General features: G+C 61.8%; 13 protein-coding genes. 8 read left to right on the plus strand and 5 right to left on the minus strand.

Annotated features, from left to right (window positions below):
• Positions 1-6: 6 nt before the first annotated feature.
• On the minus strand, positions 7-564 hold the full coding sequence (locus AADW23_RS12750) for a DUF882 domain-containing protein (RefSeq protein ID WP_341861321.1): 558 nt from the start codon (positions 562-564) through the stop codon (positions 7-9).
• 409 nt (positions 565-973) lie between these two features.
• On the opposite strand from AADW23_RS12750, the gene AADW23_RS12755 reads away from it, so the two are divergent.
• Genes AADW23_RS12755 through AADW23_RS12770 form a run of 4 tightly spaced genes read left to right on the plus strand, consistent with a single transcriptional unit; the run spans position 974 to position 5,200 of the window.
• On the plus strand, positions 974-2,569 hold the full coding sequence (locus tag AADW23_RS12755) for a L,D-transpeptidase family protein (protein ID WP_341861322.1): 1,596 nt from the start codon (positions 974-976) through the stop codon (positions 2,567-2,569).
• 29 nt (positions 2,570-2,598) lie between these two features.
• Positions 2,599-3,696 (plus strand): UDP-3-O-(3-hydroxymyristoyl)glucosamine N-acyltransferase, encoded by a 1,098-nt coding sequence (lpxD, locus tag AADW23_RS12760; RefSeq protein ID WP_341861323.1) that lies wholly within the window; start codon positions 2,599-2,601, stop codon positions 3,694-3,696.
• A 28-nt stretch (positions 3,697-3,724) separates the two neighbouring features.
• Positions 3,725-3,991, plus strand: coding sequence for an acyl carrier protein (locus tag AADW23_RS12765; protein WP_341861324.1), 267 nt, complete (start codon positions 3,725-3,727; stop codon positions 3,989-3,991).
• 3 nt (positions 3,992-3,994) lie between these two features.
• Positions 3,995-5,200: a beta-ketoacyl-[acyl-carrier-protein] synthase family protein gene (locus tag AADW23_RS12770; RefSeq protein WP_341861325.1), complete on the plus strand. Its 1,206-nt coding sequence runs from the start codon at positions 3,995-3,997 to the stop codon at positions 5,198-5,200.
• 113 nt (positions 5,201-5,313) lie between these two features.
• Here the strand turns inward: AADW23_RS12770 and AADW23_RS12775 are convergent, their stop codons facing one another.
• Positions 5,314-5,988, minus strand: a complete 675-nt coding sequence (locus tag AADW23_RS12775; RefSeq protein ID WP_341861326.1) for an invasion associated locus B family protein — start codon at positions 5,986-5,988, stop codon at positions 5,314-5,316.
• A gap of 514 nt (positions 5,989-6,502) precedes the next feature.
• On the opposite strand from AADW23_RS12775, the gene AADW23_RS12780 reads away from it, so the two are divergent.
• The 4 genes from AADW23_RS12780 to AADW23_RS12795 all read left to right on the plus strand — a co-directional run bounded on the left by AADW23_RS12780 (position 6,503) and on the right by AADW23_RS12795 (position 11,624).
• On the plus strand, positions 6,503-8,065 hold the full coding sequence (locus AADW23_RS12780; RefSeq protein WP_341861327.1) for a helicase HerA-like domain-containing protein: 1,563 nt from the start codon (positions 6,503-6,505) through the stop codon (positions 8,063-8,065).
• 248 nt (positions 8,066-8,313) lie between these two features.
• Positions 8,314-10,302 (plus strand): heme lyase CcmF/NrfE family subunit, encoded by a 1,989-nt coding sequence (locus tag AADW23_RS12785; RefSeq protein WP_341861328.1) that lies wholly within the window; start codon positions 8,314-8,316, stop codon positions 10,300-10,302.
• Positions 10,299-10,772 carry a cytochrome c-type biogenesis protein gene (locus AADW23_RS12790; protein WP_341861329.1) on the plus strand — a complete coding sequence of 158 codons (474 nt, stop codon included), beginning with the start codon at positions 10,299-10,301 and terminating at the stop codon, positions 10,770-10,772. The genes AADW23_RS12785 and AADW23_RS12790 overlap by 4 nt, the downstream gene beginning before the upstream one ends.
• A 75-nt stretch (positions 10,773-10,847) precedes the next feature.
• On the plus strand, positions 10,848-11,624 hold the full coding sequence (locus AADW23_RS12795) for an enoyl-CoA hydratase-related protein (RefSeq protein ID WP_341861330.1): 777 nt from the start codon (positions 10,848-10,850) through the stop codon (positions 11,622-11,624).
• Positions 11,625-11,835: 211 nt separating this feature from the next.
• On the opposite strand, the gene AADW23_RS12800 is transcribed toward AADW23_RS12795, so the two are convergent.
• The 3 genes from AADW23_RS12800 to AADW23_RS12810 form a co-directional block, all read right to left on the minus strand.
• Complete coding sequence (locus AADW23_RS12800; protein ID WP_341861331.1) at positions 11,836-13,179, minus strand: branched-chain amino acid ABC transporter permease; 1,344 nt, start codon at positions 13,177-13,179, stop codon at positions 11,836-11,838.
• Positions 13,176-14,186: a branched-chain amino acid ABC transporter permease gene (locus AADW23_RS12805; RefSeq protein WP_341861332.1), complete on the minus strand. Its 1,011-nt coding sequence runs from the start codon at positions 14,184-14,186 to the stop codon at positions 13,176-13,178. Before AADW23_RS12805 ends, AADW23_RS12800 begins: the two co-directional genes overlap by 4 nt.
• Positions 14,187-14,279: 93 nt before the next feature.
• Positions 14,280-14,567, minus strand: coding sequence for a hypothetical protein (locus tag AADW23_RS12810; protein ID WP_341861333.1), 288 nt, complete (start codon positions 14,565-14,567; stop codon positions 14,280-14,282).
• Positions 14,568-14,623: the final 56 nt, after the last annotated feature.

Genomic DNA, 14,623 nt, shown 5'->3' on the forward strand with positions numbered 1-14,623 from the left:
CCTAACTCAGCCGCCCCAGCTGCGAACGGGGCCGCAGTCCATGTGTACGAAGTTGGAGCTGGAGTAGCGCCCGACACCGCCTGCGTTGCAAGCGCGCGCCGCGTTGAAGATCTGGTTGACGGAGCGCGATTGCAGTTGCAAATCAGCGGCTTCGCCCACCATGTGACGCGAATTCCGCGCAACACCGGACGAGCGGCGGCGCAGCATCGCGTTGGTTTCGGGAGATCGGTAGCCCGACAGCAGCGTGTAAGGTTCGGACGTTTCCATCAAGTTGTGCGCGGCAGCCATGATATCGACCGTGCCAATATTGATGTCGATCACGCCATCAGTGCGCCAATCGCGCATGAAGTAGTTAACCTCTTCCAGAGCAGGGGCAATGTATTCCCCTTCGATCCAGTAGATCATGTTCAGGTTTTCACCCGCGCGGCCATTGTACATATTGAGGCGGCGAATATCGCCAGCGCCCCGCAGAAGACCGGTTGCGTTCGCCATCACCGGCGCCGCGGCAACAGTAGTGGCCGCGAACGCGCGCATTAGCGAGCGTCGAGAAAATTGTGTCGTCATGGGATATTGCCCCTTTTTACTGCCCGTTCCGTGTCAGCACAGTCAGGCCACTCGTCCAAAGCGACCCTCACCAGATTGTGCACTGTCCCCACAGGCTTAGTGTGGACTGAATGACACAATCGAAACTTTTTCGGAAGTCTTATTGCGCTCCCGATGGGCATACCCTCGAATCTAGGCGATTTTCTGCCGGTATGGCGGAATTACATCGGCGAAAATGGTCCAGAATACCGATCGCGCCGCGCCTTGGAGAACGTCGAACCTCCGTCACAAGGTGGGGTTTCCCACCGTTGCAGGATTGAAACTAAAGCTAAAAACTTACAAAAACGTGAATAGACACTGCCGCGTCGTCACGCGAGGGTGGATTCCAGTAAATGTCTGCACTCGTATTGCCGCCTCGGGGAGGAATAACATGTTGAAATTCGCGAAACTTTCGCTTTTGTCGCTGGCTTTGGCCGGGACGCCGATGGTGTCGGTCATGCTGTCCCCAAGCCAAGCCGAAGCGCAGGCGTTCTCAGCCCTTCGCCAAGCAATCGCAGAGGCGTCATCCACGGAAGAGCAGCTTGCCGCCTTCTACCGGGAGCGTGACTTCCAGCCGATCTGGACGACCGCCGACGCCGCCGACCGTCGTAATGCGCTGTTTAGCGCGCTGGCAGACGCCCACAACCACGGTTTGCCGACGCAGCGCTATGACACGACCGATCTTGTAGCTGCCTTCGAAAGCGCAACGAATCCCTACGATATGGGCCGCGCGGACGTTCAGGCTTCACTTTTGTTCTTGCAGTACGCCCGCGACATCAACTCGGGTTTCCTGGAGCCGGGCGACATTGTGGGGGATATCGTTCACACCCTGCCGCGCCGCGATCCGCTTGAGCTTTTCACCGAGTTCGCCGCGTCAAACCCGTATGAATACATCGCGACGCTGCCGCCGCAGCACCCGGAATATACGCGATTGCAGCGTGCCAAGCTGCGGCTTGAGGCGCTGATTGACGATGGCGGCTATGGCCCCACGGTTCAGGCGGGTTCCCTCGCGCCGGGGGCCACGGGCACTTCGGTCGTGCAGCTGCGCAACCGCCTGATGGCGATGGGCTATCTGGATCGCTCGGCCACTGCGACTTACGACGTGCGCTTGCAGCAGGCCGTGCTGGAGTTTCAGGTTGATAACGGGATCACGGCCGACGGCATCGCCGGGGGCGACACGATCCGTGCTGTTAATCGCTCCGCGTCCGAGCATTTGTCCGAGGTCATCCTCGCGATGGAGCGTCAGCGTTGGCTGAATTTCGAGCGCGGCCCGCGCCACGTCTTCGTCAACCTGCCGGATTTCCACACCCGCGTGATTGATGACGGGGAAGTGACCTTTATCACCCGCTCCGTTATCGGATCGCGCGATAGCGACCGCCGCACGCCCGAGTTCTCGGACACGATGGAGCATATGGTCATCAACCCGAGCTGGTACGTGCCACGGTCCATTGCGCGGGGGTACATCCCGTCGATCCTCGCGGGCGGGGCAAATCATCTTGAGCTGATGGCAAATGGCCGCCCCGTAAGCCGTGCCAACGTGGATTGGAGCCGGGTTTCGGCGGGGAACTTCCCGTTCGACCTGCGCCAGCCCCCTGGTCCGCGCAACGCCCTTGGTCTGGTGAAGTTCATGTTCCCGAACCGGTGGAACATCTATCTGCACGATAGCCCCGATCAGCATCTTATGACCCATGAGGTCCGGGCCTATTCGGCGGGCTGTGTCCGTCTGGATGACCCCTATGAGCTGGCCTACCACCTTCTTGCCGCGCAGGAAGAAGACAGCCGTACCTTCTTCGACACGATCTTGCAGTCGCGCCGTGAGACTCAGGTAAACCTTGAAACACCTATTCCGGTCCACATCGTTTACTGGACCTCTTGGGTGGATACCGAGGGCCGCCTGAACTTCCGTAACGACATCTATGGTCGGAACGCGCAATTGCGCCAGGCGATCCAGAACCTTGGGGTGGAGATCAGAGGCGTGAACAGCTAATCCTGTCCTCGTAAGCTACGGGGAATGACATGGCTGAATTCAGCGTAAGAGAGATTGCAGCGGCGCTTGGGGCAGAGGTCTTGGGCGCCGCTGATCTTTTGGTGACGGGCGTGGCCGAGCCGGCGCAGGCAGGGCCAGAGCATTTGGCGCTGGCGATGCGACCCGAATACGCGGAAGGCCTTCGGGCGGGCCGGGCCCGGGTTGCGGTGATTGGCGCGGATATGGACTGGCAGGCGTTGGGGCTGGAGGCCGCGATTATCGCGCCGCGGCCGCGCTATGCCATGGCCGGGGTAACAGCGGCGATGGACCCGGGCCCCGGGCTGAAGCCCGGTCTACATCCCATGGCCGTGATCGACCCCAGTGCCGAAATCGGAGAAGGGGCCGCGATTGGTCCGTTTGTGGTGATCGGCGCAGGGGTCCGCATTGGCGCCCGGGCGCGGATCGCGTCCCATTGCTCTATCCAGGACGGGGCGCAGATTGGCGATGATGTGCTGCTTCACGAAGGGGTGCGTGTTTGCCACCACGTCCAGATTGGGCACCGCTTCATTGCCCAACCCGGTGCCATTTTGGGCGGCGATGGCTTCAGCTTTGTGACCCCACAGAAGTCGCAGGTGGAACGCGCCCGTGAAAGCCTTGGCACTGCGTCTGATCCCGCGCCCGAGCAATCTTGGGTGCGGATCCATTCGCTCGGCTCTCTTATCATCGGCAATGATGTCGAGGTCGGAGCCAATACGGCGATTGACCGCGGCACGATTGCGAACTCGGAAATCGGCGACGGCACCAAGGTCGATAACCTCGTGCATATTGGCCATAACTGCGTGATCGGTAAAGACTGCCTGATCTGCGGGCAAACCGGCTTTGCGGGCTCGGTCCAGATGGGTGATCGCGTGGTTTTGGGCGGGAAATGCGGCGTCAGCGACAATATCACCATCGGTAATGACGTGGTGGCGGCGGGATCTTCAAAGCTGTTCACCAATGTGCCTGCGGGCCGCATGGTCATGGGGCATCCGGCGGTGAAAATGGACACCCACGTCGAGATGTACAAAGCCCTGCGCCGCCTGCCGCGTACGGCCCGCATCGTCTCGGATCTGCAAAAAGCCGTTTCCAAGCCTGACAAGACGTCTTAGACCAGCGCCAACCAGCGGGAAGAGAGCCATGGCCACGACCGTCAAAGACAAAGTGATCGCGATCATCGCCGAGCAAGCCGTGCTTGAGCCAAGCGATGTGTCAGAGACATCGACGCTGGACGATCTGGGGATCGACAGCCTTGGGTTGGTGGAATCCATCTTTGCGATTGAAGAAGCCTTCGACATCCAGGTGCCCTTCAACGCCAATGAGCCTGAGGCGTCGGATTTCGACATCTCCTCGGTGGCAGCGATTGTGCGGGCGGTGGAAGGCCTTTTGGCCGAGCAAAAGGGGTAACCCATGCGCCGCGTTGTGATTACCGGGCAGGGCACGATCAATGCGCTGGGGGCTGATGTGCCTACAACCCTTGAGGCATTTCGCGAGGGGCGTTGTGGGATTTCCGAGCTGGAACTGCGTGACGTGGACCGGCTTAGTGTCAAGATCGGCGGGCAAGTAAAGGGCTATGACCCCGAAAGCCTGTTCAACCGCCAGCAGATCGCGCTGTACGACCGCTTTACCCAATTTACCCTGATTGCAGCCCGTCAAGCCCTTGATGGCATGAGCTTTTCCGGTGAGGCCGCCGCACGCGCCGGTGTGGTTCTGGGCACCGCCGGGGGCGGGGTGAACACTTGGGATGAAAACTACCGCTCGGTCTATGAAGAGGGGAAGAACCGCGTACACCCCTTTGTGGTGCCCAAACTGATGAACAACGCGGCCGCGTCCCATGTGTCGATGGAATGGAACCTTAAGGGGCCGAGTTTCTCGGTCGCGACGGCCTGCGCGTCGTCCAACCATGCGATGGGACAAGCCTTCAACCTGATCCGCTATGGCGGGGCCGATGTGATGGTGACCGGCGGGTCCGAGGCAATGTTATCCTTTGGCGGCGTAAAAGCGTGGGAAGGCCTGCGCGTCATGTCCAAGGACGCCTGCCGTCCGTTCTCGGCCAACCGCAACGGCATGGTGCAGGGCGAAGGGGCGGCGGTTTTCGTGTTCGAGGAGTTGGACCATGCCCGCGCCCGGGGGGCCGAGATTCTGGCCGAAGTGGTGGGTTTTGCCATGACCTCGGACGCGGCGGATATCGTGATGCCCTCGCAACAGGGCGCCGCCCGGGCCATCGGCGCGGCGCTGCAAGACGGCGGTCTGAACCCCGAGGACGTGGGCTACATCAACGCCCATGGCACCGGGACAGCGGCCAACGACAAGGTGGAATGCGCCGCCGTGGCCCATGTCTTTGGTCCCCACGCCGATGACCTGATGATCTCCTCCACCAAGTCCATGCACGGCCATCTGATCGGCGGCACCGGCGCAGTGGAGCTTTTGGCCTGCATCATGGCCCTGAAGGACGGGGTGATTGCGCCGACCATTGGCTATCAGGAACCGGACCCCGAATGCGCCCTGGACGTTGTCCCCAACGAGGCACGAGAGGCCAATGTTGACGCTTGCCTGTCCAACGCCTTCGCCTTCGGGGGCTTGAACGCTGTTCTGGCGCTCCGCGCCGCGCCCTAAGACGCCTTCCCCAAAGAGTGAGCTAAAGAAAAGGCCCGCCGGATCGCTCCAGCGGGCCAATCTTGCCGTCCCGGTTGCGCCGTATGGTGCGCGTCGGGCGGTTGTTCCGGCGCTTACTCCGTCGCTTCTTCGGCAGGCTCCGCGTCCCCTTCAGCGGCTGCGGCTTCTTCCTGTGCCGCGATAAAGGCACGCACCTCGGTAATGCGTTCTTGCAGGGAGTCGAACGCGGCGGTGAACCCGCGCAAAGAAGCGGTCGTGGGGACAGGCGCGCCGCCCATCTGGCCAAGCTCATCGCGCAGAAGCGCGAACAGCACCACCTGCGTGTCGGCTCCGTTCTCAAACTGGGCCACGTTTTCCGCCGTCAGGGACAGTTGCACAAAGCACCCGATGGGGCGGCAGAAGGCATAGGGCACAACGGCGGGCTCGGCGTCATCAACGCGGATCTGAAGACCCGGGCTCAGCAGCGTATCGAGCGGTGTAAGGATCGTGGCGTTGGCGACAGTTTCGCCATCGTCGATCAAGGCGGCCGCGATGCGGAATTCCGCGACGGGGTTGCCGTTTTCCTCTTCCAGCAGTTGGAACATCTCGCAACGGTCAGGGATGTCTTCCCCCTCCGAGCGGATGCACCGCACCTGCCAATCGCGGAAAATTTCCGCGACATAGGGCTCTCCGGCCTCCACTTCACTGCGGTCTGGCAATACCAGCGGTTCAGCGGCCTGCGCCAAGGCGAGGCTCGGCAGGGTCAGGGCAGCTACAAGGCCCAAAACGATCGGCTTAAAAAACGTCATACGATGCGCTTCCTTATAAACGTCAGTCTATTCGGCCCGTTAACTAGGGGCCGTTAGAATGGTGGCTATCATGGAGGGGGCCGGTCTGTCAGGCGCAAAATGACGTTGGGCGGGGGGCGTCGGCAAAGGTTTGCGGATCTGGTCGGGCAGGTGGCGATTATCGCGAAAGGCGGAATGGGCGGCCCTGATGCGGCCCCCCCCCGAAAAGGCGAAAGGGTCCGTAGTACGGACCCTTTTCTTTTGTCTCTCCCTGTCGGACTGGCCGACTTGTGTACAGCAACCTAAGGGACAGGTAGCGACCCGTCAACAGCCCATTTCAAGGAATGTGATGAGCGTCATTTCCCTTTAGAATACAATTGCTTGCCCATAAAAAAACCGCGCCAGAGCGGCGCGGCCAGTTGACAGGGAGGAAGTCAACACCGCGCCAAAGGCGTGGTGATGAACTGACTCTGGCGTAGAAAGGTTAAAAATGTATTGTTCAGCGGAGAAAAACTGAGATCAGGGACAAATCGTAATGCCAGAGCAGGTGAACAACGGGATTTTCGTGGGCGGCGGCGGGCCGGATTATGGCTTGGCGCAACTGCTGCGCCCCGATTACGCAAACCGCCACGGCCTGATTGCAGGCGCGACGGGAACCGGCAAAACGGTCACGTTGCAGATCCTCGCTGAAAGCTTCTCGGCCCTGGGCGTGCCGGTGATCCTGTCGGACGTGAAGGGCGATCTCTCTGGCCTTGCTCAGGCCGGATCCGAGAGCTTCAAGCTCCACGGTGCCTTCACCGAGCGGGCGCAGACTATTAACTTCGCCGATTACGCTTACCGCGCGTTCCCGGTCACCTTCTGGGATCTCTTCGGCGAACAAGGCCATCCGATCCGCACGACCGTCGCCGAGATGGGCCCGCTCCTGCTGGCGCGCCTTCTGGATCTGTCCGATGCGCAGGAAGGTGTCCTGAACATCGCCTTCCGTGTCGCCGATGAAGAGGAATGGCCGATCCTCGACCTCAAGGACCTACAAGCGCTGCTGGTGTGGGTCGGCGAGAACCGCAAGACGCTGTCCCTGCGCTACGGCAATGTCTCGACCGCTTCCGTCGGCGCCATTCAACGGCGCCTCCTGGTGCTCGATAACGAGGGCGGCACAGGCTTCTTCGGCGAACCGGCACTGGACCTCGATGATCTGTTTCTCACCGATGAGGCCGGGGCAGGGCGGATCAACATCCTCGCCGCCGACAAGCTGATGCAGTCGCCGCGCCTCTATGCGACCTTCCTTCTCTGGTTGCTGTCAGAATTGTTCGAGACCCTCCCCGAGGTCGGCGACCCGGACAAACCCAAGCTGGTGTTCTTCTTTGATGAGGCCCACTTGTTGTTCGAGGACGCCCCCAAGGCCCTGGTCGACAAGGTCGAGCAAGTCGCCCGCCTGATCCGCTCCAAAGGCGTGGGCGTCTACTTTATCACTCAAAACCCCGCCGACGTGCCCGAAGATATCCTCGGGCAACTTGGCAACCGTGTCCAACACGCCCTGCGCGCCTTCACCGCCAAAGACCGCCGGGCTTTGCAACAGGCCGCGGAAAACTACCGTGATAACCCCGCTTTCGATATCGAAGATGCGATCCGCGAAGTCGGCGTGGGCGAGGCGGTGACCTCCCTGCTGGAACGCAAAGGCATCCCCGGCATGGCGCAGCGCACGCTGATCCGGCCCCCGTCTTCGCAACTGGGCCCAATCTCCGCAACAACCCGTGCGGAACTCATCAACCAGTCTCCGGTGGCTGGAAAATACGAGGCCGTACAGGATCGGAACAGTGCCTATGAAATCCTTCAGCAACGCGCCGCCGCCGCCGCCCGGGAAGCCGAGCAAGCCGAAGCCAAGGAAGAAGAGGCCCCCCCGGCCGAGCGGGAATACCGCGCCGGTCGTCGCTACACCGGCGGCGGCGTCAGCCGTTCTACCTCCAAACCGCGCCGCCGCTCCAGCCGCTCCGATAGCGTTGGCACCGCCTTTGCCAAAAGCTTTGCCCGCCAAATGGGCACCCAATCGGGCCGCGCCGTGGTCCGGGGCATCCTTGGTGGCCTTTTCCGCGGCCGCTAACACCCAGCCCCCAAAAACTCGCGCGCCTGCCAATCCGGGCGCGCGCCTTCGCGGTCACCCGCCACCCCTGCCTGTTTCACCTTGGCAAATACACCTCCCCCCGGAGGGTCGATTGGCGCCATATTCCCATGCCATCGCACACACGCCCCCTCACATCCCCGTTATCCTCCGGCCAAAGCCCCGCCAAAGCGTCGCATCCCCCTCGGTGCTCTCTGGTGTCACCGCCTCCCGCGCCCTACAACACCCCCATGATAGTTGAACTCGGACACTTCGCCCTGATCCTCGCCTTTGCGGTAGCGATTTTTCAAACGATCGTTCCCATGCTCGGCGCTGCGCGGGGGAACCAGGCCTGGATGGGCACGGCCGAACCCGCGGCCAGTGCGCAATTCCTGCTCACGGGCTTTGCGTTCGCGGCGCTGACCTATGCCTTCGTGACCTCGGATTTCTCCCTCAGCCTCGTGGTGGCCAATTCCCATACGGCCAAGCCGCTGCTTTACAAAATCTCTGGCGTTTGGGGCAATCATGAAGGCTCTCTCCTGCTTTGGGTTCTGATCCTGACCCTCTTTGGCGCCTGTGCGGCCTGGTTCGGGAAGGGCCTGCCGCCCACACTTCGGGCCCGAGTCCTTGCGGTGCAATCGGCGATCGCCACGGCATTTTTTGCCTTCATCCTGTTTACGTCCAACCCCTTCCTGCGCCTCGCGCAGCCGCCCTTCGACGGCCAAGACCTCAACCCGCTCCTGCAAGACCCGGGTCTCGCGTTTCATCCGCCGTTTCTCTACCTGGGCTATGTAGGCCTCTCGATGGCCTTCTCTTTCGCCGTCGCCGCCCTGATCGAGGGCCGTGTGGACGCGGCTTGGGGCCGTTGGGTGCGCCCTTGGACCTTGGCGGCCTGGGTATTTCTAACCATTGGTATCGGATTGGGCTCCTGGTGGGCGTATTATGAGCTTGGTTGGGGCGGTTTCTGGTTCTGGGACCCGGTCGAGAACGCCTCTTTCATGCCTTGGCTGATCTCGGCGGCGTTGCTGCATTCGGCCATCGTGGTGGAAAAACGCGAAAGCCTTAAAAGTTGGACCATCCTTCTGGCCATTCTCGCCTTCGGCTTCTCGCTGATTGGCACCTTCATCGTACGCTCTGGCGTGCTGACATCGGTCCATGCCTTCGCCAATGACCCGGAACGGGGGGTCTTTATTCTCGTCATTCTGGCGATCTTCATGGGCGGCGCGTTGCTGTTGTTTGCCCTGCGCGCCGGCGCGATGGAGGCTAAGGGCGTCTTCTCCACGGTCAGCCGCGAAAGCGGGTTGGTGATCAATAATCTGCTTCTGGCGGTGTCATGCTTTGTGGTCTTCATCGGCACGATCTGGCCCCTGATTGCCGAGTTGTTCTTTGACCGAACCCTGTCGGTTGGCCCTCCATTCTTTGACGCCGCTTTCACGCCTTTTGTCTTCGGCTTGGCCGTTGTGCTTCCCGTCGCGGCAATGTTGCCCTGGAAGCGCGCAAAGCTCGGCAAGCCCCTGCGGGCGCTTGTGCCTGCTGCCGTTCTGGCGATTGCGGTCGGATTGCTGGCTTGGGCGATGTATTCCGGCCGCACGGCGATTGCCCCTTTGGGGGTTGGCCTGGCGGTCTGGCTGGTGGCGGGCGCTGTGACAGATCTCTGGTCACGGACCGGGCGCGGTGCCTTGAGGGGGCGCATGATGCGACTATGGCGTTTGCCGAGGGCCGATTGGGGCAAGTCCGTTGCCCATGCGGGTGTGGGCGTGACGCTTTTTGGAGTTGTCACGTTGACCGGTTACCAAATCGAAGATATCCGCGTCGCTCAAGAGGGTGAGGCCTATGTCGTCGGCGCCTATGAGGTGGAGCTGGTGGGTGTGGAAGATAGCGTCCCCGGTCCCAACTACTTCAGCACCATCGCCACGGTGATCGTTCGCGATCCATCCTCGGGCGCTGAGATCGCAGTGCTGACGCCCGAGCGGCGCATCTACCCGGTGGCCGGGATGCCCACGACCGAGGCCGGTATCGACGGCGGCGTGGCCCGGGACGTCTATATCACCCTGGGCGACCCCCAGGAGGGCGGCGGTTGGGCGCTGCGGGTCTGGATCAAACCTTTTGCCAATTGGATCTGGTGCGGGGCGATTGTCATGGCTTTGGGCGGCTTGTTGAGCCTGAGCGACCGGCGCTACCGCATGGCTGCGGGCGCTGCCCGGCAACGGCCTGCGGCCAAGGGGATGCCTGCGGAATGAAACACCTCCTCCTCGCTACGCTCCTCGCAGTCGTGACTTTTGCAGGCCCCGCTTTCGCGGTGCAACCCGATGAGGTGCTTGACGATCCGGTGCTGGAAGAACGCGCCCGCGACATATCTGCGGGGCTCCGGTGCCTTGTGTGCCGCAACGAAAGCATCGACGAGAGCAACGCCGATCTGGCCCGCGACCTGCGATTGCTGGTGCGCGAACGGCTTGTGGCAGGGGACACGGACGCGGAGACCGTGGCCTATATCGTCGCCCGCTACGGCGAATATGTGCTGCTGCGTCCGACATTCGACGGCTCGACCATTGCGTTGTGGTTGGCCGGGCCTTTGCTGCTTCTGGCGGGCCTGGGCCTGTCGCTGACCTACGTGCGCGGACGCGCCCGTGCTCAGCCAAGCGGCGAGGACGGGCTGAGCCCGGAGGAGCAGGCGCGGCTGGAGGCGATCCTGTCGGATGAGCCAAAGTAGAACTGACGCCGCGTTTAGGCTTTTCTAGCCCCGTCGCTTTGCTAAGGTCCGGGCAACCTTAGGGAGGCCTCGCCGATGAACTACGAGACAATCACCGCAGAAACCCGTGACGGCATGGCCGTTATCACCATGAACCGTCCAGAGGTGATGAATGCCCTGAACACGCAGATGCGGGCCGAATTGACCCATGCGGTCAATGCCGCTGCGCAAGATGCCCGCGTAGTTGTGCTAACCGGCACCGGCGCTGCATTTTGTTCCGGCCAGGATCTGGGCGACCGGGCGAATATGGGCAACCTGAACCTCGAACGCACCCTGCGCGATGAATATATCCCTATGCTCAATGCTATCGTTGATTGCCCGGTACCCGTCATTGCCGCTGTGAACGGGACCGCTGCGGGGGCAGGGGCGAACCTCGCGCTGGTCTGCGACGTCGTGATCGCCACTGAATCTGCCTCGTTCATTCAGGCGTTCTCGCGCATCGGCCTGATCCCCGATGCCGGCGGCACATGGGCTTTGCCGCGCACGATTGGCCTGCAACGCGCCATGGGGGCGGCATTGTTCGCGGAAAAGATCAGCGCGGCACAGGCGGCTGAGTGGGGCATGATCTGGGAGATGGCCAGTGACGCCGAGTTTGAGGCCCTGTGGACCGCCCGCGCCATGCATCTGGCGACTGGCCCGAGTGAGGCGTTCAAGCGGATCAAGCAGGTTATGCGGGCCAGCATCGGGAATTCCCTGGAAGAGCAGCTATTGCTGGAGGGGCAATTGCAGGGCGAATGCGGCAAGTCCCGAGATTTCAAAGAGGGCGTTCTGGCGTTCTTGCAAAAGCGCCCGGCAGCTTTTGAGGGGCGGTGAAGCACTGGCTTCTTCGTGAATAGCCAAGCGCCGACGGAGAGATCCGCCGGCGCGTTTTGGTATTGCCGCCAGAGGCGACGACATGTTTGGCCGCCCCAGGGGCGGCGGAAGGGGCGCTGCCCCTTTGCGCATCAAGATGCGCATACCCCGGGATATTTGAAGAACGAGGAAGCAGGGGCCCATGAGCGGCCCCTGCGTATTGTTTTTGGGCCTATTTCTCGGGAATCAGGCCGCGGGGACTGAAGCGCAGGACCAGAAGCAGCACGAGGCCCATGGTCAGAAGGCGCATATGTGCGGCGCTGTCCAGCAGGTGGTCACGCAGCCAGTAGCCGTCTTCCATGCCATAGGTGATGCCCTGCATCAGCATCAGACCCAGGGGTTCGACTTGAACCCAGAGCCACCAGATCAGGAAGCCGCCGAGCACCGCGCCCCAGTTGTTGCCCGATCCGCCGACGATCACCATGACCCAGATCAGGAAGGTGAAGCGGAGCGGCTGGTAGGTGCCGGGGACCAATTGGCTATCGAGCGTCGTCATCATGGCGCCCGCGATGCCGCAGACGGCGGAGCCGAGGATAAAGATTTGCAGGTGGCGTTGTTTCACGTCCTTTCCCATGGCCGAGGCAGAAACCTCGTTATCGCGGATCGCCCGCATCATCCGTCCCCAGGGGGAGTTCCAAGCCTTCTCGGACAGCCAGATCAGCACGCCGAGCACCGCGAGGAACAGGGCTGCGTAGAGGAGCTTCACTGTCAGGGTCGAGGCGGTGACCGGATCGGCGCCGATGTTGGCCGCGAAGTCGAGAAAGCCGGTGTTGGCTTGCAGGTCCACCTCATAGGGAACGGGGCGTTTGATGCCGATGACGTTTTTCACGCCGCGCGCCAGCCAGTCCTCGTTCTTGAGCACAGCGATGATGATTTCGGCGATGCCAAGCGTGGCGATAGCAAGGTAGTCAGACCGCAGACCAAGGGCGGTTTTGCCGATGATCCAAGCCACGCCTGCGGCCAGAAGCCCGCCCACGGGCCAAGCCAGAAGTACGGGAAGGCCAAGGCCACCAAGAAATCCGGTGGAGGCAGGGTTGATGGCCTCAACCGCTTCGGTGCCGGCGTCAAAGACACGGCGGAAGATGGCGAAGCCGATGATCAGGAAGGCCAAGATCACGAGCCCTCGGAGGCGGCCCTTGGGCAGAGCGCTCCAAAGCAGGATCGCGCCGACAATCGTGCCCGCGCCAAGCAACAGCCCAAGGATTGTTTGCAAGCCGCCTGCGGCCCAAGCTTCGGGCACCGGGTCGACCGAGATCAGAACTGTTGCGAGGCCACCCAGGGCCACAAACCCCATGACGCCCACGTTAAAAAGGCCCGCATAGCCCCATTGCATGTTCACGCCCAAGGCCATGATGCAGCTGATCAGCCCCATGTTGAAGATCGTCAGGGCGGTGTTCCAGGATTGCAGGAAGCCCGTGCCAAGGAACAGGACTGCGACCAAAGCGAACAGGAGGATGTTCTTGGTATTTCCGCCGGAAGTTGCAGCGGATGTGGTGGGTGCGGTTGCGTCGCTCATACCGATTTCCCCTTCATGATGCCCGTAGGCTTGAACAGCAGCACGATCAGCAAGATCCCGAAGGAGACCGCGAATTTATAATCGGTGGAGAGCAGTTGCAGCAGCCCCTCTGGCTGCCAATCCTCTGGCCCGAGGTAGCCTACGACCTTGCGGAACGCGTAGGTGACGCCAACTTCCGAGAACGCAATGAGGAAGCCGCCGAGGATTGCCCCCAGGGGGTTGCCGAGGCCCCCGACGATGGCCGAGGCGAAGATCGGCAGCAGCAGTTGGAAATAGGTGAAGGGTTTGAACGACTTGTCCAGCCCGTAGAGCACGCCTGCCGTGGTCGCCAGTGCCGCCACGATGATCCAGGTCACCAGCACCACGCGGTCGGGGTTGATGCCCGACAGCAGCGCCAAATCCTCGTTATCCGAGAAGGCGCGCATGGACTTGCCGGTGCGGGTTTTGTTGAGGAACCAGAACAGCGCCACAACCGCGACGATCGCCACCACGATGGTAATGCCCTGAGTGGTGCGGAAGGCGAGGCCCTCGTCCAGCCCTGTCATGTCACGGAAATCTCGGGCGCGGATGATGAAACGCTCGCCGTCGGAGAACCGCTGATCGTCCACGCCGATCAAGAAGCGCACGATACCATTCATGATGAACATCACCCCAAGGGAGGCGATCACCAAGATCACCGGTTTGGCCTTTTGTTCGCGGTAGAAGCGATAGACCACCCGGTCCGTGCCGATCATCATTGCAGCCGTCACCGCGATGCCGAGGGGAAGCGCCAGCAGCGCCGTGGGAAGCGGCCCAAGGGAAACCCCAGCCGCCTGCAATCCCCATGTGCCGAAGATGGTGACCATCGTGCCGAAGGCCATCGTGTCGCCATGGGCGAAGTTTGAAAACCGCAAGATGCCGTAGATCAGGGTAACGCCAAGCGCCCCCAATGCCAGTTGAGCGCCATAGGCGGTTGCGGGCACGATCACGAAGTTCGTCAGTGCCACGAGCGCGTTGAGATAGTCCACGCAGTGTCTCCCCTTGGTTTGCAGCGCCTTATGGTGGTGCTTGCATCGGTATTTGGTAACGCGCATGGGCGCGGTTGGCCAGAAAAAGCGGGACTAAAGTGCCTCGCAGGTTCCAAAAACAGTGATGGTGCGGGTCGGGCCGTCGGACCCGTGGATGGAAACGGTCGCAAGGCCGTCCTGGGTGATGGTCAACAGCTCTCCGATGGCGTGGTGTCCGGCGCTGGCATAGGCGGCGGAGGTCGTGTTGCCGGGATTGAGGCGGACGACCGGACGGTCCCCGGCGAGCGAGGATAAGAACAACTCTCCGGCGTGGTCGGCGGCGATGACGTCATAGGTATCGTTGATGCTGAAACAATCCAGGTTTTCGCATTGGACGGTCATTTGGCAGGTCCAGGGCTCTGCCGCTGCGCCCAAAGGCAAAAGTACCAGGGCGCAGG

This window comes from Gymnodinialimonas sp. 57CJ19 (assembly GCF_038396845.1).
GTDB lineage: Bacteria > Pseudomonadota > Alphaproteobacteria > Rhodobacterales > Rhodobacteraceae > Gymnodinialimonas.